Consider the following 23232-nt stretch of genomic DNA (forward strand, 5'->3'; position numbering starts at 1 on the left):
ATTTCTTATGTATTGTGATTATTGTTTGGCCAAAAATATCCATCCGTCCATATCAACACGGCCGTCCCCTTCAAGGTCTACTTGGTAGAAGTAAGACCCACCATCAGGAAGTTTGCTGCTGAGATTCTTGTAATGTCCGTCCCAATCGTTTTGGTAGTTCTTGGCAGAGAAAACCTCTTTGCCCCAGTTGTTGAAGACCCGCACTATGGAGTTGGGATAATTCTCTATGTTATAGATAGTCCAGGTATCGTTTACCCCATCGCCATTGGGCGTAAAAGCTTGGGAAACGTTCAGCTCTATGGTATCACAAACATCCCCAAGGCCATCACCGTCCCTGTCTTCCTGACCAGGGTTGGCCACGTTAGGACAGTTGTCCAAGGAATCCTGGATTCCATCGCCATCGGCATCCTTCTGCACCTCGGCACAGCCGTTGACATCCACGGCCAAACCAGACGGAGTGTTGGGGCATTCGTCCTTACTATCGGCAATACCATCTGCATCGCTGTCTTTTTGGCTATCTGAACATCCGTTGGCATCCACGGCCTCGTCTTCAGGAGAATCCGGACATTGGTCATCGGCATCATTTACCCCGTCAAAATCACTGTCCTTCTGACTATCGGAACAGCCTTCGGCATCCACAGCTTCCCCAGTAGGAGTATTGGGACAAAAATCCATATCGTCGTTCACCCCGTCATTATCACTATCCTTTTGGGAATCCGAACATCCGTTGGCATCTACCGTTTCCCCTAAAGGCGTATTGGGACAAAGATCTTCATCGTTTACAATACCATCGGCATCGGCATCCTTTTGACTATCGGAACATCCGTTAGCATCAGCAGTTTCTCCTGTCGGGGTATTGGCGCATAAATCCAAGGCATCGTTTACCCCATCATTATCACTGTCCTTCTGACTATCCGAACAACCGTTGGCATCAGCGGTTTCCCCTACTGGTGTATTGTCACATCTATCAATGGCATCTGGAATACTATCACCATCATCATCGGTATCCGCATTGTCTCCAGTGCCGTCCCCATCGGTATCCGTATCCTCGTTTTCATCCAATGGGAAGGTATCTTCTGTATCAGGGGTGCCATCATTGTCATCATCTTCATCAGCATTGTCCCCTGTACCATCCCCATCGGTATCGGTATCCTCATTGGGATCCAGCGGAAAAGCATCTTCCACATCAGGGGTGCCATCATTGTCAGCATCTTCATCGGCATTGTCCCCAGTACCATCGCCGTCTGTATCCGTATCCTCGTTCTCATCCAATGGGAAGGCATCTTCACTATCCGGGGTGCCATCATTGTCATCATCCTCATCGGCATTGTCCCCTGTGCCATCCCCATCGGTATCCGTATCCTCATTGGGATCCAGTGGAAAAGCATCTTCCGTATCAGGGGTGCCATCATTGTCAGCATCTTCATCGGCATTGTCGCCCGTACCATCCCCATCGGTATCCGTATCCTCGTTCTCATCCAATGGGAAGGCATCGTCACTATCCGGGGTGCCATCATTGTCATCATCCTCATCGGCATTGTCCCCAGTACCATCACCGTCTGTATCCGTATCCTCCTTTTCATCGAATGGGAAGGCATCTTCCGTATCAGGAGTGCCATCATTGTCATCATCTTCATCGGCATTGTCGCCCGTACCATCCCCATCGGTATCGGTATCCTCCTTTTCATCGAATGGGAAGGCATCTTCACTATCAGGGGTGCCATCATTGTCATCATCCTCATCGGCATTGTCCCCTGTGCCATCACCGTCTGTATCCGTATCCTCATTTTCATCGAATGGGAAGGCATCTTCCGTATCAGGGGTGCCGTCATTGTCATCATCTTCGTCGGCATTGTCCCCAGTACCATCGCCGTCTGTATCCGTATCCTCCTTTTCATCCAACGGAAAAGCATCTTCCGTATCAGGGGTGCCGTCATTGTCATCATCTTCATCGGCATTGTCCCCAGTACCATCCCCATCGGTATCCGTATCCTCGTTTTCATCAAACGGGAAGGCGTCTTCCGTATCCGGGGTGCCGTCATTGTCATCATCTTCATCGGCATTGTCCCCAGTACCATCGCCGTCTGTATCCGTATCCTCCTTTTCATCCAATGGAAAAGCATCTTCCGTATCAGGGGTGCCGTCATTGTCATCATCTTCGTCGGCATTGTCCCCAGTACCATCGCCGTCTGTATCCGTATCCTCCTTTTCATCGAATGGGAAGGCATCTTCCGTATCAGGGGTGCCGTCATTGTCATCATCTTCATCGGCATTGTCGCCCGTACCATCCCCATCGGTATCCGTATCCTCCTTTTCATCCAACGGGAAGGCGTCTTCCGTATCCGGGGTGCCATCGTTGTCATCATCTTCGTCGGCATTGTCCCCAGTACCATCCCCATCGGTATCCGTATCTTCCTTTTCATCCAATGGAAAAGCATCTTCCGTATCAGGGGTGCCGTCATTGTCATCATCGGGGTCACAGACATCGCCGAGCTCATCGGAATCGGTATCCAACTGATCGCTATTGGATACGGAAACACAATTATCGTCCATGTCCAATATTCCATCTCCGTCTTCATCGTAGGCCGCGCAATCCTTACCGTTATCTATAACATCCCACCCATAGTTATCTATTAGGCTTTGACGATCATCCTCGCCCAAGCAATAGGTTATACTACCTCCGAATTCAACACCATGTTTTAGACTTTGAGAACTCCACGAATTGAGCAGTTTATCATAATTTTTCGTGGAAAGTCCGGCGTCTTGGAACATACTGGACATATCCGCGACACTTGCTACGTTCCAAGAACCAAGATCCTGATCGAAGCTTGACGCCCTATTGAACATTGAATTCATATCACTTACTTGCCCTACATCCCAGGAAGAAATATTTTGATTGAAGCTCCTAGTCGCATAAAAAATTCTGCCCATATTCGTTACATTGGACACATCCCAACCACTGATATCCTGATTAAAGTTAGTTGCAGTAGAAAACATGGAGTTCATATTCTCTACCTGACCAACATTCCAGCTACCAATATCTTGGTTAAAGGAAGCTGCCCAATAAAACATATACCCCATGTCCACAACCTGACCAACATTCCAAGAACCAATATCTTGATTAAATGCTCTGGCATTATTAAACATGCCCGACATACTGGTAACGTTCTCCACGTTCCAACCTCCAATATCTTGATTAAAGGCGTATGCCCGTGTAAACATGTATGCCATATTGGTCACATTCGTTACGTCCCAACCACTTATATCCTGATTAAAGGATCCGGCAGAATAGAACATGGTACTCATATTGGTAACGTTCCTTACGTCCCAACCACCAATATCTTGATTAAATGCACTGGCATTAAAGAACAGACCTCTCATATTGGAAACATTTGCCACATTCCAATTGCCCAAATTTTGGTTAAAAGAATTGGCACCATTGAACATCTCCTGCATATCCGTCACATTGGATACATCCCAACTTCCAAGGTCCTGGTTAAATATAGTGGCTCCCCTAAACATATAAGCCATATTGCTCACATTGCTTACGTCCCAACCACTTATATCCTGATTAAAGGATGACGCCTCTAAAAACATAGCTCTCATGTTGGTCACCTGAGAAAGATTAGGTACATCAGTCGCATTGATTACCATATTTGAACAATAATAAAAACAATTCTCCATGGAACCCCAGACCTGGTCTCCCCATTGTTCTACAGTTAGTAGTTTTTGATTGTCCCCACCGTTAGTAAATTTAAGATGTGGAAAATCGCCGCTGATACTTACAGTATAGGTGCCAGGGCTGGCATAGGTATGGGTGGCATCACCGGTATATACCGTAGTATCGGTAGAGCCATCTCCCCAGTCTACCGTATAGGCAAAGGTTCCGTCCCCCGTAGGGATTTCAATGCTATTGGCATCGGTCTTTCCGGGGTTGTCGGTTTTCCAGGTGGTAATAAAAGGAGGTGGGCAGTCTTCTCCAGCATCGGAAATGGTCCAGCCAAAATCATTGATGATCTTTTGGCGGGCAATAGCTCCATTACAATAGTTGCTATTGCCGGCATGAAATACCACCCCATTCTTCAAAGTCAGAGTACTCCAGCCGTTTAACAGCGAATCATAGTTATCTTTAGATATACCCGCACCTTGGAACATTTTTTCCATATTGGTCACCTCACTTACGTTCCAATTACCAATATCCTGATTAAAGGCTTCAGCACCATTAAACATTGAGGTCATCGCGATTACATTGGACACATCCCAACCGCCTATATCCATGTTAAAATTGGATGCATTCTGGAACATACCGTTCATCAATAATACCTTTGATACATTCCAGTTGCCAATATCAATGTTAAAATCTTTGGCTGAGATGAACATATAGACCATATCGGTTACATTACTAACATCCCAGTTACCTATATCCTGATTAAAAAATCTTGCCTCACCGAACATTCCTCGCATATTGGTAACATTTCCCACATTCCAACTACCGATATCTTGATTAAACTCATCAGAACGATTAAACATATAAGACATATCGGTCACCTTGGACACATCCCATAAACCAATATCTTGGTTAAAGGCATAGGCGTAATTAAACATATAACTCATGTTAATGACATTCCCAACATCCCAATCACCAATATCCTGGTTAAAATCCCTTGTATATTGAAACATAAAGCGCATATCAGTAACATTACCTACATTCCAAGAGCCAATATCTTGGTTAAACACAGTTGCCCTATTGAACATATATCTCATATCCGTAACATTACTCACATCCCAAGGGCCAATGTCTTGGTTAAAGGCAGCTGCTCTATTGAACATATAAGCCATGTTCGTCACATTGGAAACATCCCAATTGCTTATATCCCCATTAAAGGAAGGTGCTACATAAAACATATGCGACATGTCTGTAACCTGGGATACATCCCAACCGCCAATATCCTGATTAAAGATGGGTGTATCATAGAACATATATGACATATTAGTCACATTGGAAACATCCCAGTCACTAATATTATCCCCATTAAAGGAAGATGCCTCGTAAAACATTTTGGACATATTTGTTACTTGAGAAAGAATAGGCGTATCAGAAGCATTGATCACCACATTCTTACATTTGTAAAAACTTTCCCGCATTGATCCCCAGACCTGGTCTCCCCATTGCTCTACCGAAAGTAATTTTTCATTATCTCTTCCGTAATTAAATCTCAGATGTGGGTAATCCCCGCTAATGCTCACGGTGTAGGTGCCAGGGCTGGCATAGGTATGGGAGGCATCACCGGTATATACCGTAGTATCGGTAGAGCCATCTCCCCAGTCTACCGTATAGGCAAAGGTTCCGTCGCCGGTGGGGATTTCAATGCTGTTGGCATCGGTCTTTCCAGGGTTGTCGGTTTTCCAGGTGGTGATAAAGGGTCTTTGGGGGCAATTTTCCCCAGCATCGGTGATGGACCAGCTATACGTGTCAATTAAGTTTTGTCTCGCTGTAGCAGAAAGACAGTATACACCTGAACCCCCATTAAAGTTAACATTTGTTGGTATTTGTGTTTCCCCGGCATCGGTATTTAGGGTGTTCCAGCCAATTAGGGTGTTGTCATAATTTGTCAAAGAAAGTTGGGATCCAGAAAACATACCATACATGTTTGAGACGCTACTAATATCCCAATCTCCAAGGTTTTGGTCAAAATCAGTAGCACCATAAAACATATACCCGACGTTGGTTACCTTGCTTACATCCCACCCTGTAATGTCACCATTGAATTTAGGTGCCGAATAGAACATGGAACTCATATCAGTAACACTGCCTACATTCCAACCCACTATGTCTTGGTTGAAAACTTCTGCACTAGAAAACATAGAATTCATATCGGTCACATTACTTACATCCCAACCACCTATGTCACCATCAAATTTAGTTGCCATATTGAACATGGAACGCATGTCGGTAACATTGCCCACATTCCAATTACCTAGGTCTTGATTGAAAACTTCTGCTCTAAAAAACATAGAACTCATATCGATCACATTACTTACATTCCAATTACCTAAGTCTTGGTTGAAAACTTCTGCACTAGAAAACATAGAACTCATATTGGTCACATTGCTTACATCCCAACCACCTATGTCTTGGTTAAAAGAAGAGGCGCCCAAGAACATAGTATCCATATACGTTACCTTGCTCACGTCCCAACCACCTATATCTTGGTTGAATAATTTTGCATGAACAAACATTTCTGACATATTGGTTACATTACTAACATCCCAATTTCCAATTGACTGATCAAAATTAAAAGCATAGTAGAACATTTCAGCCATGTTGGTTACATTACTCACATCCCAACCACTAATGTCCCCATTAAAATTTTGCGCATCATTGAAGGCCTGGGACATATCGGTTACTAATGATGTGTTTGCCGTATCCGTAGAATTATCAACAAGGTTTGTACACCCCTTAAAACTAGCTTGCATGGATTGCCATTGTTGGCTGCCCCATTGCTCAATTGACAGTAATTTTTTACTATCACTACTGTTATCGGTTACCCATGTGAAGTTACCACCATTAAAAGGATCATCAGGATGCCCGGGACCAAAAGGATCACCAGGACCAAAGGGATCATCATTCACTTGACGGAGCGTTTCAATATTATTAAAGAAGATATGAGGAAAAACGCCAGATATGGTTACTGTATAAGTGCCCTTTGTGGTATAATGGTGGGTAGCATCTCCCGTGACACCAGTTGATGTTGAACCATCTCCCCAATCTACCATATAGTTATAGGTATAGGCTGGATTGGTTGGGATGGTAATTGCATAATCGTTAGATTCGTAATTATTACTTGCATTGGCTATTCCCGGATTATCTGTTTTCCAAGTGGTGATAAACTCGTCTTGGGCCATGGTACTGCCAAAACTGAAGCAGCACAGGAGCAAGAGCATAAACTTGAAGGTAATTTTCATTAGATTAGATTAGATTAGGTTAATTTTTAATACTTGTAATTGGACAATGGATGCCAACCTATTATTGTGGCGGTAAAATTTTTAATAGTAGTTTTTATACATAGGGAACATTTAAAATTTGTTAACACGTTATTTCTTACTTAGAATTGAAAAATAGATGGGACAAGAACCCTGTTGAGACGTCTTTATTGCATTAAATTCCTACAACTTGGTGTCCAAATTAAATCTCGACACCAGGTTTTTTGACTACGACAAAAAATTATGGACAATAGCCCGTTCACTAGTTATTGTTGTTCAATTACTTAGCGTGGTACAATGGAAATTTACCTATTGGCACACCTTTTATCGAAAAAAATGTGGTTTGAACAATTTTTTTTGTGCGGGCACTAAAATATTAAGGAGACTTTCTAATAAAATGAAGTTGATTGAGGGTGAAAAATGGTTGAGAAAAAACTTCAATCTCTTAGAATTATCATGGCTTGGGTAGCCGTCGGTTGAAGTGAAATGGAGCAGGTCATTTTGTATCGAAAACGGATTTGGCACCCTCCCTGGGCTTATTCCAATAACCCCAAAAATGTGCCGTGACCAAGACCTGAATATGTGCTACTTCCCGTAGTCTGGCAGAGGGACTCCCTTACATTAAATTGAAGGAGCCCATGAGGAGGTTAGATGATTATATGGTATTATTTGCCAACTTTTCTACGTTGTTCAAACTCACTGGGGCTATACTTGGTAGCCGATTTAAATACCTTACTAAAAGAACTTCTATTGGCAAATCCACAGGTCCATGCCAGGGATTCCATGGTGTTGCTGTCCAAAAAACCTGTTTCTATCAACTCTTTGGCATGCTCCATGCGCAGATTGTTCTTATAGGCCGTAAAGCTTTGCCCATAGTATTGTTTTATAAAATAGGATAAATGATGCGATGGAATATTGAGTTCACTAGCACATTTGGTAACGGTAAAATCTTGATTTAAATAACCCTTTTTCTTATTTAGCTCTTCTAATTTCCTTTTTATTTCCGGTTCCTCCAATCCATATTTTAGCTCTGTTCCAGTACCGGTCCCTATAGCGTCCTTTTGCAAAGACTTAACCGATTTGGGAAATCCGCGGAGGATGGTAGGAAAGTAGATGGGAATGACCCCAATAGAGAACATAATCAAATACAGTATTATGGGCACCATGGACCCCCCTTCAAAAATGTTGATCCCAAGCATATTCTCAAAGGCATAAAAAATGGCAAAAACAGCGAATAAGGTTAAACCGAACCAAAAAACCAATAACCATTTGTTCAAAATAACCTTTAATCCGTCCCCTGTGCCCACCTTGATAAAATGCAACAATTTGGGCAATACAATCAATAGGGCACCAAATTGCCATAGATGGCGCATTAGCATGTGCTGATCCAGGTCTAAGAGCCAATAGCTTACATGTAGTCTATTTTTGGGGTCGGTCATGGCATTATGTAACATTTCTGTATATACCTCACTTGGTTGCAGATAAATGTATACCACATCTATTATACTTAAAGCACAGGGCAGAAACAGTATGAGGTATCTTTTCTTCCATTTAAATTCATCTGCTATAATAGTTTCAAAATAGAAGTAAATGGGCACGGCAAATAGATTATAAGGTATAAGTGGCCATAAGAAAAACCAGGTGCATATTGCCAAATACCCTCCGTCTATAATGTAGGCCTGTAAGGCATAAACGGAAAGCAAAAAGTAAAAGCTGCCCAAAAACATAGTGGCCTTGGGCTGGGTAGACTTTTTTAAGAACAACAAGGTGGTTAGAACAAAACCAAAAATGGAGGCTAATAATAAGATATTATACAAACTGAAATGATTTTAAAAGTTTTGACACCTGTTGTTTAATTGGAAGGGGTATTTTATTAATCCTATATAACAACCATCTGCACTGATACCGGCAACCTCAATATACCAATAACACCCATGGCCCTGCCCCGGAATAGTAACCCAGCGTTGATCACAGATGTGAAAACATAGTACATGCCACCCTCACAACCCTATTACGACCCTTAATCACTTATAAAGTAGACATCCATACACCTGGCAACTTCTACTAAAAGGCCCATCCTTAATTTAGCCCTCCAAAAACCCCATCCGCTGGCAAATTAAAAGAAAGAATAATAGTATTCCAACAATAATAAGGTTGATTTTTATCAGTCTTTATACCCAACTATCAGCAAGTTGGCTTAAAGGTTTAACATTGAACTATATAGACAGAAAAAAAATTGGCCTTTACCATTAGCTTTAAAAACCAGTACTCTAATTAATGGAACCATCAGTGCTTTATAGTCCAGCTTACACCTTATTGGGTCTATCCCTGGCATAGTGCCAGTTAGCCCTGCAACATTAAATTTTTCCCAAATTTTGTGCAAAGTACGATCAGGGGTTATATTTGTAAAAAAATTACGGTTGACAAAATCTACTATGTTACAACTGTTCGAACAGTCTCCCCAATTGGGAAAACTGCAGGATACCCTAGCCCATTTTCAAGAAAATACTGCTAACAACACCAAAAGAAAGACCCAACTTAAAGGGTTGGTTGGCTCCTCACTTTCCTTTGTTATTGCCGAAACTTTTCAAAAGGCAGAAACACCTTTACTTTTCATTTTAAATGACAAGGAAGAGGCCGCCTATTACCTAAACGATTTGGAGCAGCTTATTGGCGATAACGATGTGCTGTTTTACCCGGGAAGTTATAGAAGGCCCTATCAGATAGAGGAAACGGACAATGCCAATGTGCTCTTACGTGCAGAGGTCCTTAACCGTATCAACTCCAGAAAAAAGCCCGCCATTATTGTGACCTATGCGGATGCCCTTTTTGAAAAAGTGGTGACACGAAAGGAACTCCAAAAAAACACCTTAAAAATTAGGTTGGACGACACCCTTTCGCTCGACTTTCTAAATGAGGTATTGTTCGAGTACAAGTTTAAGCGGGTCGATTTTGTTACCGAACCTGGCGAATTCTCCGTGCGTGGAGGTATAATGGATGTATTTTCCTTTTCCCATGACCAGCCATATAGGATAGAATTTTTTGGCGATGAGGTAGAGAGTATAAGGACCTTTGACGTGGAAACGCAGCTGTCTACAGACAAGGTAAAGAAGATTACCATTATCCCCAACGTAGAAAATAAGTTTTTGGACGAAAACCGGGAAAGCTTCTTAAAATACATAGCTCCCAACACCCTGATTTTTGGCAAAAACCTGGATATGCTCTACGCCAAGCTAGATACACTCTATGAAAAGGCAGAGGAAGCCTTCTCCAAACTTTCCAAGGAGATAAAGCATGCGCAACCACAGGAGCTGTTTGTAAAATCGGACTTCTTAGATAAGCAGTTGGATAATTTTAGCTTGGTAGAGATAGATGGCAGCAGCAAGGACAAGGGCGATTCCCTCCCCATTGTATTCAACACCCGGCCACAACCTTCCTTTAATAAGAAGTTTGACCTGTTGATAGAAGACCTGAACAGCAATCACGCCAAGGGTTTTACCAATTATCTATTTTGTGCCACCGATCAGCAGGCCAAAAGGTTCCACGATATTTTTGATGAAGTGGACAAGGAAGTCCACTATAAGACCATTGTTCTTCCCCTATACCAAGGTTTTCTGGACAACGATCTAAAGATTGCCTGCTATACAGACCATCAGATCTTTGAGCGTTACCTAAAATTCCATATCAAAAATGGATACGCCAAAAAACAGGCCATCACCCTTAAAGACCTTAACAAACTGGAAATTGGGGATTATGTTACCCATATAGACCACGGAATAGGCAAATTTGGGGGACTACAAAAAATAGATGTCGAGGGCAAAAAACAGGAGGCCATAAAACTGATGTACGGTGAACGGGATATTCTGTACGTAAGCATACATGCGCTTCACAAAATCTCCAAGTTCAATGGCAAGGATGGGGCGCCGCCAAAGATTTACAAATTGGGCTCCGGAGCCTGGAAAAAAATAAAGGACAAAGCCAAGTCCCGTGTCAAGAAAATAGCCTTTGACCTTATTCAGCTATACGCCAAGCGCCGACTGGAAAAAGGCTTTCAGTACGGGCCGGACAGCTATTTACAGCACGAACTGGAAGCTTCCTTTATCTATGAGGATACCCCAGATCAAAGCAAGTCTACCGAAGACATTAAAAAGGACATGGAAAGCGAAAGGCCTATGGACCGACTCGTTTGTGGGGATGTAGGTTTTGGAAAAACGGAAGTGGCCATCAGGGCGGCCTTTAAAGCCGTGGACAACGGAAAACAGGTAGCGGTACTGGTACCTACCACCATTTTGGCCTTTCAGCATTACCGCACCTTCTCCGAGCGCTTAAAGGAGATGCCGGTCACCGTAGATTATGTAAACCGCTTTAGAACAGCCAAAGAAAAAAGGGAGACCTTGGAGAATTTGGAGGCCGGAAAGGTAGATATCATTATAGGCACCCATCAATTGGTGAACAAAAATGTAAAGTTCAAGGATCTGGGCCTATTGGTTGTGGACGAAGAACAAAAATTTGGGGTATCGGTAAAGGACAAATTAAAATCCATTAAAGAAAATGTGGACGTCCTTACCCTTACGGCAACGCCCATCCCCAGAACACTTCAATTTAGTCTAATGGCAGCCAGGGATCTATCGGTCATCAATACCGCACCCCCCAACCGCTACCCCATTGAAAGTGAGGTGATACGTTTTAGCGAGGAAACCATTAGGGACGCCATTACTTATGAGATACAAAGGGGCGGACAAGTATATTTTATCCACAACAGGATAGAGAATATCAAGGAGGTTGCCGGGATGATACAACGACTGGTGCCCGACGCCAAAATTGGTATTGGCCACGGACAAATGGATGGCAAAAAATTGGAAACGCTGATGCTGGCGTTTATGAACGGGGAATTTGACGTATTGGTGTCCACCACCATTGTGGAAAGCGGACTGGATGTCACCAATGCCAACACCATTTTCATAAACAATGCCAATAATTTTGGCCTTAGTGACCTGCACCAGATGCGAGGACGTGTGGGACGGAGCAACAAAAAGGCCTTCTGTTATTTTATTACCCCATCCTATGATAACATGACCAATGATGCCCGCAAACGTATACAAGCACTGGAACAGTTTACCGATTTGGGCAGCGGATTTAATATTGCCATGAAAGATCTGGAGATCAGGGGTGCCGGCGATCTATTGGGAGGCGAACAAAGTGGCTTTATCAATGAAATAGGTTTTGATGCCTATCAAAAAATATTGGCCGAGGCCATAGACGAACTAAAGGAGAACGAATTTAAGGAATTGTACGAGGAAGTTGGCGGTAAACCAAAGGTCTTTGTTAAAGAAACCCAAATTGATTCCGATTTTGAATTGCTTTTTCCGGACGATTATATAAGTAATATTACCGAACGCCTAAACCTTTATACCGAACTCAACCAAGTATCAGACGAGAATGGTTTGCAAAAGTATGAGGCGCAATTAATAGATAGGTTTGGAGAACTGCCCACCGAAGCCGAAGACTTATTGAACTCGGTACGTATTAAATGGATTGCCAACAGCATTGGATTGGAGAAAATAGTCATGAAAAAAGGGAAGATGATAGGCTATTTTATATCGGACCAGCAATCGGATTTTTATCAGAGCAGCACCTTTACGGCAGTATTGCAATTTGTACAATCCCATCCAAAATTGGCCAAATTAAAAGAAAAGCAAACCCGGAACGGACTACGGCTATTATTGGTGTTTGAGCATATAAACTCTCTGGACAAAGCCTATAAAGCTATTCTGCCGTTTAACGCACTGTTAGCAAAAAACGGACAAACCGTATCTTAAAAACATCTTTTGATGATGCCTAAAAAATACACCTTTTTATTGATTGCCTGCTGTTTTGGTTTATTCCTGCATGCACAGCAACAGATACTGGGAACAATGACTCCCGCAGAAGACTACAAATGGCTTATAGCCTACCAATTGGGGCCCGGGTACCAGAATTATGTTGCCGATTCGGCCGTAAAAGATGGCAATTTCACCATAAACATTCCAGAAAATGCCAAGACCGGAGTCTACAGATTGGTCTACGCCATTCCGCAGGACGAATTTTATTTTGATGTAATCTATAATGGTGCGGAAGACATAAAGTTGTCTTTTAGCACCGAGGAGGGCCTAAGGTTTCACAATTCTGAAGAAAACATACTTTACAATAATTATTTTGCGGCAGTTAATGAACTGGAAAGTGAAATTATCCAATTTTACTCCACCCCCAATACCAACCCAAGCATTCTAAGCAATATCCACAAGGAGCTGGACCAACTCCAGAAGGAGTACGAAACAAGATCCAAAGGACTCATAAGCGGACATTTTATAACTGCCAACAAACCCTATATTCCCTCTTCTCATGAAAATATAGAGACCTATGTACAACACAAAAAGGAACATTATTTTGACGCCCTGGACTTTAGTGACCCTGTTTTACAAGGTTCCGCATTCTTGACCGATAAAGCCGTGAATTATGTTTTTACGGCCCTTCCGTACCGCAAAATGTCCGCAGAAGAATTAGAAAAGGAAATGCAGGCCAATATTGCAAGGCTGGGCAGAATATTACAGCCACATGACCCCCAGTTTAAAACAGCTTTATTAGGTACCATATGGAATCAACTAACCCAGAACAACTACAATAGCACGGCCGATTACTTATATAAAAATTACCTGAAGACCTTGGCCGAGGAAACCAATGACACGGAATTGCTGAACAGCATAGCCACCTACAATCGGCTACGCCCCGGGGCCCAAGCCCCAGAAATTACTTGGAAGGATAAAGGTGAAACCAAAAAACTCAGCGACTTGGCAGCTGCCAACAACTATCTCATTGTTTTCTGGAGCAGCACCTGCTCCCATTGCCTGCAACAATTGCCCGAACTACACAAAAGGATAAAAGATATACCCAATATAACGGTCCTGGCCATAGGATTGGAAGATGATGGGGAAAACTGGGAAATGGAATCTGCAAAATTACCGGGATTTACCCATGGCATTGCGCTGGGAAAATGGGAAAGTCCGTATACCACTTTGTACGACATCCACCAAACCCCTACCTACTATATCCTGGACAAGGACAAGCGTATAATTGCCAAACCCGAAGATTACAAGGAAGCCGTGGCACTATTGAAAAAAAATCAATAACTGCTTTTTGGTCAATACCAAAACATAAATAGAGTAGACTACTGCATCGGCAAATTACGGGCTTATCACAGTAACCAATTGATACCTTGGTACATTATAAAATTAACACCTTATAAAGTCTTAAGATCCTTAATGGTCTTAAATGCCACATCTACCTGTTCATCGTTTACTATAATGGTAAATTCATTGGTAGTGGATATTACCTCGTATAGTACAATTCCTTCCCAAGCCAAACGCTGAAAAATAAAATAATAGATCCCTGGAACTGAAACGTTCTCTGCCGGTAATTTTACCGTGATAGAAGAAAGGTTCTCTGCTTTTTGAGTACACTTTTCGTTTTTGAACAGCTCCTCAACCGCAGATTCCAAAATATTACTGACAACAATATTGAGTTCGTTCACCCCTCTAGAGGAGGTGTAAAAAACATCTTTGTTCCTGTTTACCTCCTTTAACAAAACAGTCTGGGTCTCCAATATGGATTCGGAAACCAAGAAGGTAAAATCGGTCAATGAGGACCGCACGGTAATCTCCCCAATATTTTTTAAAACTTTAATAATTTTGTGGGTAGCACGGAACTCCAAATCATCGGAAAGTCTCTTTAGTGCCATTACAATTGCACCGTTACGGATATCCTTGCCCAACTCGCCCTCAATTTCCGGTTTTACGATCCTGGAAAGCGATGTTAAGTTAATAATTCCTTGAGCTAGAGCACTTTGCAAAAACGGCTTCTTCTTAATGTAGTCTTCTACTACCGACGAAATAGTCTTCATTTTCTTAAACTTTTGGTAAAAATAACAAATTGTTACAAATAAAACAAATAATTAAAAGTGATAAAATGCATTTTCCAAATGTTCAATGGTATAATCGTCCCCATTTCTATGTACCGTAATGATATCAAATCGCACTTCTACATCAAGATCCTTACTCACCACATAATGGTCTGTAGCCATGACCAATAGTTTAATTTTTTTTTCGGTAACCGTATCGGCGATAGCCAAAATTGAATCCGAACTTCTGGACTTAACTTCTACAATAGCCAAAATATCGTCCTTTTTAGCGATAATATCTATTTCCGCCTTGCGGTACCTATAATTCCTATGCGCTATCCTGTAGCCATTTTTAACCAAATAATCGGTTGCCAATTGTTCCCCCTTTTTACCAAATTCATTATGATCTCCCATATGATTCAAATTGTAATTGCCAAAAAATGTGCATTTTATCGAAAATTGCACCTTGTCGTCGTCCAAATTTCCTTGAACCACGTATTTTGTTATGGATTCTATCGAAAATTTGCCTTTAAAAATACTTTCGGTATAAAATATACGTTAAAATTAGACCCCTTACCACTAACCTAAGCAAATGCGGAATAAATTATGGAATATTTCATAAACTGTAATACTTCTAGTTTGGCACCTTATACTTCCCCCTTAGATAAAGCAAGGGTGCAACATTTATACAGAAGATTGGGTTTCAGTGCTTCCGTGCAGACTATAGATCAGGCCATTGGTCAAACAGCGAGCAATTTGGTAGACAGCCTTATCACCGAAGCACAGAGTATGCCACCATTGGCAGCGCCCACTTGGGCAGACTGGAACAACAGCAATTACCCCGAAGATGACGACCAACGCGGACAGATAATAAGGGCACAACAAGAAGAATTTAAGTTGGCCTATACCAATAGTTTACTTGCCAACAACCTTAGGGATAGGCTTAGTTTTTTTTGGAGCAATCATTTTGTAACCGAACTGGACGTATATAATTGTAATTCCTTTCTTTACCATTACATAAACTGCTTGCAACGCAACGCCATTGGCAATTTTAAAACCTTTGTCAGTGAAATAGGCCTAAGCAGTGCCATGCTTTATTATTTGGATGGAGTTTACAACAATGGCAACAACCCCAATGAGAATTATGCCCGAGAACTTTATGAGCTGTTTACCCTAGGGGAAGGTAACGGTTATACCGAAGAGGATATCATAGAGACCGCCAAAGCCCTATCGGGCTATGTAGAAAGAGGGGAAATTGGCTGTGAACAAGTGTTATTTGATGCCTCCAAGTTTAATACAGAGAACAAAACCATATTTGGAAGGACTGGAAACTGGGGGTATGACGATGTCATAGACATACTTTTTGAAGAAAGGGCCAATGAAATAGGCTATTTTATATGCAAAAGGCTGTATGAATATTTTGTACACCCAGACTCTACGGATGAGGCCAACAACGCAAAGACAATTATAGATGGTCTAACTGCCACCTTTATCAGCAATAATTTTGAACTGGCCCCGGTATTGAGTCAACTTTTTAAGAGTCAACATTTTTTCGACGACGAAGCCATAGGCGTTATTATTAAAAGTCCGTTCGACCTATATCTACATACCATAAACGAAACAGGATTTGCCTATAACGATACCACCATAGGTAGTGCCATAAATTACAGTGGAATGCTTGGGCAAGAACTATTTGACCCTGTTGATGTTGCCGGATGGCAGCGTAACAGAAGTTGGATAAACACCAATTTCCTAATTGGACGTTGGCTCACCATGGAGACCATTTTGGACGGCTTCTTTCAGGACCAGCCCGAACAGTTCAGGACACTGGCCATGGATGCCGTTGGCCCCGCCTACAGCAATACCAGTAATCCAGAGATTGTAGTACAGGCCATTGTAGATAAAATTACCCCAAAAGGTATGTTTACCCAACAGGACTTTGACAATGCCATGTCGGCCTTCAAAATAGAGGATGTTCCAGAAGACTATTACGGTCCGGACTATATTCCTGGCGGACAGTCATTATGGATACTAAGTGTTAGCCAAGAGGTACCCTCACAGGTACACCTTCTTTTAAGACACCTTTCCAGACAACCCGAATATCAACTTAAATAAAACCGACCATTATGTGCGATACCCATCATAAATCACCCCATAAAGGCAAAGACCATGAGGGTCATGATCTGGAACATAAAAAGTGGAGTAGACGCTCCTTTATTCAGGCACTAGGTATTGCCGGTTCGGGATCCATGATGCTGGGCAGCAACTTTCTCACGGCCTCTGCACCCTCCCCTTTGACCTCGGCAATAGCGATGGCGGAAACAGACAATATTCTAATTTTAATTCGTTTGTCGGGTGGTAATGACGGCCTAAGCACCATTATCCCCATAGAACAATACGATGTCTATGCCAATGCACGCCCCAATATTTATCTTCCAGAAAGTAAGATTTTGAGGTTAACCGATGAGTTTGGGGTGCCTACCTATATGAAGTCTTTGGAACCCATGTGGGGCGAAGGCCAATTTAAAGCCGTTCATGGCGTAGGGTACGAAGGCCAAAGCCTATCCCATTTTACGGGTTCGGATATCTTTGCCAATACCGACCTAAGCACTACCGGTTTTAGTGGCCGGGACACAGGATGGATGGGCAGACATTTTGAACACCTCTATCCCGATTATCTATCGGACTTTCCCGGCAGCAGGCCAGAAGGTCCTGCCGCCATCCAGGTAGGTAATTACGGAAGTTTGGTCTTTGAGGGAGAGGAGACCAACTACGCCTATGTCACCAATAATATAGACCAGTTGGAGCAGATAGCCGAAACCGGATTACAATATTCTTTGGACGAGTCCCTTTTTGACAGTTGTATGTACAGCGATCAGATAAAGTTTCTACGGGGCGTATCAAACGTAACCAATGAATACGCAGGCAAAATACATGAGGCCTATATGCGTGGGGCCAATCAAATAGAGTATCAGGACAATGGTTTTGCCAGGCAATTGGCATTATTGGCCAGATTAATAAAAGGTAATTTGGGCACCAAGGTGTACATGATCAGTTTAGGTGGTTTTGACACCCATGGCAATCAACCCTTGGTACACGAGCGACTTATGACGCAGCTTTCCATAGCCGTAGACAATTTCTATGACGACCTGGCCTTTACCCAGCAGGATGACAAGGTATTAAGCATGACTTTCTCTGAATTTGGAAGGCGGATCTATGAAAACGGATCCAACGGAACCGACCATGGCAAGGCCGCTCCCACCCTATTTTTTGGGTCCGGATTAAACGGAAGTGCCTTTGTGGGAGAACATCCCTCCTTGGACGAACCCAATAGCAGGGGCAACCTGGAATACACCATGGATTTTAGAAACCTCTATGCCACTGTACTGGCAGAATGGTTGTGTGTAGACATTCCCCTAGTGGAGCAGCATATTATGGACGGCTATAAATATACCCCGGTAAACCTCGGCTTTAATTGTAGCGGCGTAGACTTCCCCGAAATCACCTATAGTGATGGACAGCCTACTCCCCCATCTCCTACCGAACCAACAGAAGATCCAAGTCCGGAATTGGTAAATGCCATAGTGCACAAGCCTTATTACCCCACGGACAAAACACCACACATCTATTTGGAAATGCCTTTTACAGCCCATGTAGATATACAGATCTTTAATATAATGGGGCAATACCTAGGGTCTGTATTCAATGAAATAATGTTGGAAGGCTCAACAGAAATAAACGTACGGGAGCGATTAAAAACCTATTTGGCCTCCGGAAAATATATCTATAGAATTCAAGTTCAGGATCAAAAACTTAGCAAGTCTATTATGGTAGCATAAATTCACCCCTACTTACTATGCGAGAAGGCCTTCGTACGCTCTGAATTCTTTTCAGGGTAGCGAAGGCTTATTTTTTGCGGGAATGCCTCGCCTCCTCGTAAAAATCTTTATTTTTGCAGCCTAATTCACAAATAATGTCGCAAAACCAAGAGAATCCTGCCAGATATACCATTACCGCTGCACTGCCATATACCAATGGTCCCATCCATATTGGGCATTTGGCCGGAGTATATGTGCCTGCGGACATCTATGCCAGGTTCTTAAGATTAAAAGGAAAAGATGTGGCCTTTGTCTGTGGAAGTGATGAGCACGGTGTTGCCATATCCATGAAGGCCAAAAAGGAAGGCGTAAGCCCACAGGACGTCATTGACAAATACCATGGCATCATAAAAAAATCCTTTAAGGAATTTGGAATAACCTTCAACAATTACTCCCGTACTTCGGCCGAAGTCCACCATAAAACCGCCTCCGATTTCTTCGTAAATCTATATGAAAAGGGCGACTTTATTGAGGAGACCACGGCTCAATTGTACGATGAGGAAGCACAGCAATTCTTAGCAGATCGCTTTGTTATAGGGACCTGTCCAAAATGCGGTAATGAGGAAGCCTACGGGGATCAATGTGAAAATTGTGGATCTTCCTTAAACGCCACGGACCTGATTAATCCAAAATCTACCATATCCGGGGCCGTACCCACCCTAAAGGAAACCAAACACTGGTTTTTACCGTTGGACAGGTATGAAGACTTTCTAAAAGAATGGATCTTGGAAGGGCATAAAAATGATTGGAAACCCAACGTATACGGCCAATGCAAATCTTGGATAGACGACGGTCTTAAGCCCAGGGCAGTAACCCGTGACTTGGATTGGGGAATCCCAGTCCCCGTAGAAGGTGGCCAGGGCAAGGTGCTTTATGTTTGGTTTGATGCCCCTATAGGATATATTTCCTCTACCAAGGAATGGGCCGCCAGGGAAGGTAAGGACTGGGAGCCCTATTGGAAATCCAAGGACACCAAAATGGTCCACTTTATTGGCAAGGACAATATTGTTTTCCACTGTATTATTTTTCCCAGCATGTTAAAGGCACATGGCGATTTTATACTGCCCGAAAATGTTCCTGCCAATGAATTCCTAAACTTGGAAGGCAACAAACTGTCCACTTCCAAAAATTGGGCGGTATGGCTGCATGAATATCTGGAAGATTTCCCAGGTATGCAGGATGTTCTTAGGTACACCCTTACCGCCAATGCCCCGGAAACCAAGGATAACGACTTTACCTGGAAGGATTTTCAGGCCAGGAACAACAACGAATTGGTTGCCATATACGGTAATTTCATTAACAGGGTGGTGGTACTTACCAATAAATATTATAAAGGTATTGTTCCACAACCTGGCCAGTACAGTGAGGTAGATGTGGAAACCTTGGCCGAACTTAAAAAATACCCAGAGATCATAGGCAGCTCTATAGAGAGATATCGTTTCCGTGAAGCTGGACAGGAGGTCATGAATTTGGCCCGACTGGGAAATAAATACCTAGCGGACGAAGAGCCTTGGAAAGTAATAAAGCAGGACGAAGAAAGGGTAAAGACCATTATGTTCGTTGCCCTTCAGATTGCATCGGCCTTGGCCGTGTTGAGTGAACCCTTTTTGCCGTTCACTTCCAATAAACTGAAGCAAATCCTAAACATCTCCCCTAGTGGAACTCAGGGCTCACTGGCATGGAACCATATTGCGGAAAAAGAAATCTTACTCCCTGTTGCACACCAAATAAATGCTGCCGAATTATTGTTCAGTAAAATTGAGGACGATACCATACAGGCGCAATTAGACAAATTACAAGCTACCAAAAAAACAAACGAAAGCATGAACAAAGCAGTAAGTCCACAAAAAGACATCATAAGTTTTGATGATTTTTCCAAACTGGATATGAGGGTGGGCACCATTATGGAAGCTGAAAAAATGCCCAAGGCCAAAAAACTATTGGTCCTAAAAGTAGATACCGGCTTGGACGTAAGGACTATTGTATCAGGAATTGCAGAGCACTTTTCTCCAGAGGATATAGTAGGCAAAAAGGTTACGGTATTGGTGAATTTGGCTCCAAGGGCCCTGCGTGGAGTAGAAAGCGAAGGCATGATCCTTATGACCGAAAATGCAGAAGGAAAACTGGTTTTTGTAAATCCGGATGAGGATGGCGTAAAAAGTGGAGAGACCATAAACTAGGTTTCTCCATTATGGCTATTGAAAAACAGTAAGCATAGGCCCAACAAGGCCCCGCTGCGCAGCTGAACAGAGAAACCCATATAATCCCCATACAATCCATGAACCTAATCTCTTTCATTACCAAGCACAGTCAATTACCTGTAAAAGGCGTAGAGAATACGGTTGCCCTTTTAAACGAGGACTGTACAGTACCCTTTATCTCCAGATACCGAAAGGAACGTACCGGAAACTTGGACGAGGTGCAGATTGCTGCCATTGTAAACTTTAAAGCTCAGTTTGAAGCGCTGGAGAAACGGAAATCGGCCATCCTAAAGGCCATAACCGAACAAGACGCTTTAAGTGCGGAATTAAAGAGTAAGATTGAAGCTGCCGGAGACCTTACCACCTTGGAAGACCTCTACCTCCCATATAAAAAGAAAAGAAAGACCAAGGCCGAGACAGCCATTAAAAACGGACTGCAACCTTTGGCCAAGATTATCTTCGGGCAGCGGAACGATGAAATTGACTATGAGGCCTCAAAATACCTTAACGATGCGGTTCCCAATGAGGACGATGCCTTGGAAGGTGCCCGACATATTATTTCTGAATGGATCAACGAACGCAGTGATATCCGAAATTTAATTAGAAGGCAACTGGAGCGATTTGCCATGATTACTACCAAGGTAGTATCTACCAAAAAAGAAGAGGAAAAAGCACAGAAATTCAGGGATTATTTTGATTGGAGCGAGTCGTTGAGCCGTTGTCCCTCGCACCGATTGTTGGCCATACTACGGGCCGAAAACGAAGGCTTTATTCGGGTTAAAATAGAAATTGATGATGACAAGGCCCTCAACAACATAGAGAATAGGCTTATCAAAGCCAATAATGCCACCACCCCACACCTACAATTGGCCATTCAGGATGCTTACAAACGATTGCTTTACCCATCACTTTCCAAGGAAATATTGAGGTCTGCCAAAGAAAAGGCAGATGAATCGGCTATACAAGTTTTCTCCAAAAACCTTAAACAACTCTTGTTGGGCTCACCCTTGGGCGAGAAAAGAATATTGGCTATAGACCCCGGATTTAGAACAGGATGTAAGCTGGTCTGCCTTAGTGCACAAGGTGAACTGCAGCACAATGAGACAATTTATCCTCACCCACCACAAAACGATAGCAAAGGGGCCATAAAAAAAATTAGCTCCTTGGCAGATGCCTATAAAATAGAGGCCATTGCCATAGGGAACGGTACTGCCTCCAGGGAAACGGAGCAACTCATAAAACGCATACAGTTTAAGAACCCTATAGAAGTTTTTGTGGTAAGCGAGGCCGGAGCCTCTATTTATTCTGCCTCCAAGATAGCCAGGGAAGAATTTCCTAATTACGATGTTACCGTTAGAGGGGCCGTATCAATTGGAAGGCGACTGGCAGATCCCTTGGCGGAACTGGTAAAAATAGATGCGAAATCGATCGGAGTTGGGCAGTACCAACATGATGTAGACCAAAATCAGCTCAAAAATTCCTTGGATACCGTAGTGGAAAGTTGTGTAAATACCGTAGGGGTCAATATTAATACCGCCAGTATACCCTTGCTGAGCTATGTTTCCGGGATTGGACCCAAACTGGCAGAGAACATTGTAGCCTATAGGAATGAAAATGGTGCCTTTGGCAGTAGGACTGAAATAAAAAAAGTAGCCCGATTGGGAAATAAGGCCTTTGAGCAAGGCGCCGCCTTTCTGCGCATTAAAAATGCAAAAAATCCCTTGGACGATTCAGCGGTACACCCTGAAAGCTACCCAATTGTGCAAAAAATGGTCAAGGACCAAGGCTTGGCATTATCAGAAATAATTGGCAATAAGGAAGTCTTAAAAAAAATAGACCTAAATAAATACTGTACAGAAAGTGTAGGCCTTCCTACCCTGGAAGATATTATAAAGGAGTTGGAGAAACCTGGATTGGACGTTCGTGAAAAAGCCAAGGTATTTACCTTTAACCAAAATATTAGGACCATCAACGATCTCAGTGCCGGACAGCTGTTACCTGGAATTGTTAACAATATCACCAATTTTGGCTGCTTTGTAGATATAGGGATAAAAGAAAGTGGCCTGATCCATATCTCCAATCTGTCGGACAGCTTTGTAAAAGATGTAAACGAACACGTAAGCCTTCATCAACAAATAATAGTAAAGGTGCTGGAAGTGGACATTCCAAGAAAACGTATACAACTGGCATTGCACAAATAAGTCCTAACTGGACAGCTAGCTGCAAAAGGGATATA

General features: G+C 42.7%; 10 protein-coding genes. 6 read left to right on the plus strand and 4 right to left on the minus strand.

Going from position 1 to position 23232, the window contains the following annotated elements; translation table 11 throughout:
• Positions 1-18 precede the first annotated feature (18 nt).
• Positions 19-6966 carry a BspA family leucine-rich repeat surface protein gene (locus tag EHW67_RS01820; RefSeq protein WP_126160634.1) on the minus strand — a complete coding sequence of 2316 codons (6948 nt, stop codon included), beginning with the start codon at positions 6964-6966 and terminating at the stop codon, positions 19-21.
• Between the two features lie 683 nt (positions 6967-7649).
• On the minus strand, positions 7650-8801 hold the full coding sequence (locus EHW67_RS01825) for a helix-turn-helix domain-containing protein (RefSeq protein WP_126160635.1): 1152 nt from the start codon (positions 8799-8801) through the stop codon (positions 7650-7652).
• Positions 8802-9419: 618 nt separating this feature from the next.
• Here EHW67_RS01825 and mfd point away from each other — a divergent pair.
• The gene (gene mfd / locus EHW67_RS01830; protein ID WP_394343575.1) at positions 9420-12803 is read left to right on the plus strand and encodes a transcription-repair coupling factor; all 3384 of its coding nucleotides are present in this window, start codon (positions 9420-9422) and stop codon (positions 12801-12803) included.
• Positions 12804-12815: 12 nt separating this feature from the next.
• Complete coding sequence (locus EHW67_RS01835) at positions 12816-14150, plus strand: TlpA family protein disulfide reductase (RefSeq protein ID WP_238389819.1); 1335 nt, start codon at positions 12816-12818, stop codon at positions 14148-14150.
• Between the two features lie 110 nt (positions 14151-14260).
• On the opposite strand, the gene EHW67_RS01840 is transcribed toward EHW67_RS01835, so the two are convergent.
• Together EHW67_RS01840 and EHW67_RS01845 are read right to left on the minus strand one after the other, a co-directional pair.
• Positions 14261-14920, minus strand: a complete 660-nt coding sequence (locus tag EHW67_RS01840) for an aspartate kinase (protein ID WP_126160637.1) — start codon at positions 14918-14920, stop codon at positions 14261-14263.
• A gap of 51 nt (positions 14921-14971) precedes the next feature.
• Positions 14972-15331, minus strand: coding sequence for a YraN family protein (locus EHW67_RS01845; RefSeq protein WP_126160638.1), 360 nt, complete (start codon positions 15329-15331; stop codon positions 14972-14974).
• 192 nt (positions 15332-15523) lie between these two features.
• On the opposite strand from EHW67_RS01845, the gene EHW67_RS01850 reads away from it, so the two are divergent.
• The 4 genes from EHW67_RS01850 (at position 15524) to EHW67_RS01865 (ending at position 23197) form a co-directional block, all read left to right on the plus strand.
• Complete coding sequence (locus EHW67_RS01850; protein ID WP_126160639.1) at positions 15524-17032, plus strand: DUF1800 domain-containing protein; 1509 nt, start codon at positions 15524-15526, stop codon at positions 17030-17032.
• Between the two features lie 11 nt (positions 17033-17043).
• Positions 17044-18756 carry a DUF1501 domain-containing protein gene (locus EHW67_RS01855; protein WP_126160640.1) on the plus strand — a complete coding sequence of 571 codons (1713 nt, stop codon included), beginning with the start codon at positions 17044-17046 and terminating at the stop codon, positions 18754-18756.
• 134 nt (positions 18757-18890) lie between these two features.
• Positions 18891-20975: a methionine--tRNA ligase gene (gene metG, locus EHW67_RS01860; protein WP_126160641.1), complete on the plus strand. Its 2085-nt coding sequence runs from the start codon at positions 18891-18893 to the stop codon at positions 20973-20975.
• A 98-nt stretch (positions 20976-21073) separates the two neighbouring features.
• The gene (locus tag EHW67_RS01865; RefSeq protein WP_126160642.1) at positions 21074-23197 is read left to right on the plus strand and encodes a Tex family protein; all 2124 of its coding nucleotides are present in this window, start codon (positions 21074-21076) and stop codon (positions 23195-23197) included.
• The last annotated feature ends 35 nt before the right edge of the window (positions 23198-23232 follow it).

It is taken from the genome of Arenibacter aquaticus (genome assembly GCF_003957295.1).
Lineage (GTDB): Bacteria > Bacteroidota > Bacteroidia > Flavobacteriales > Flavobacteriaceae > Arenibacter > Arenibacter aquaticus.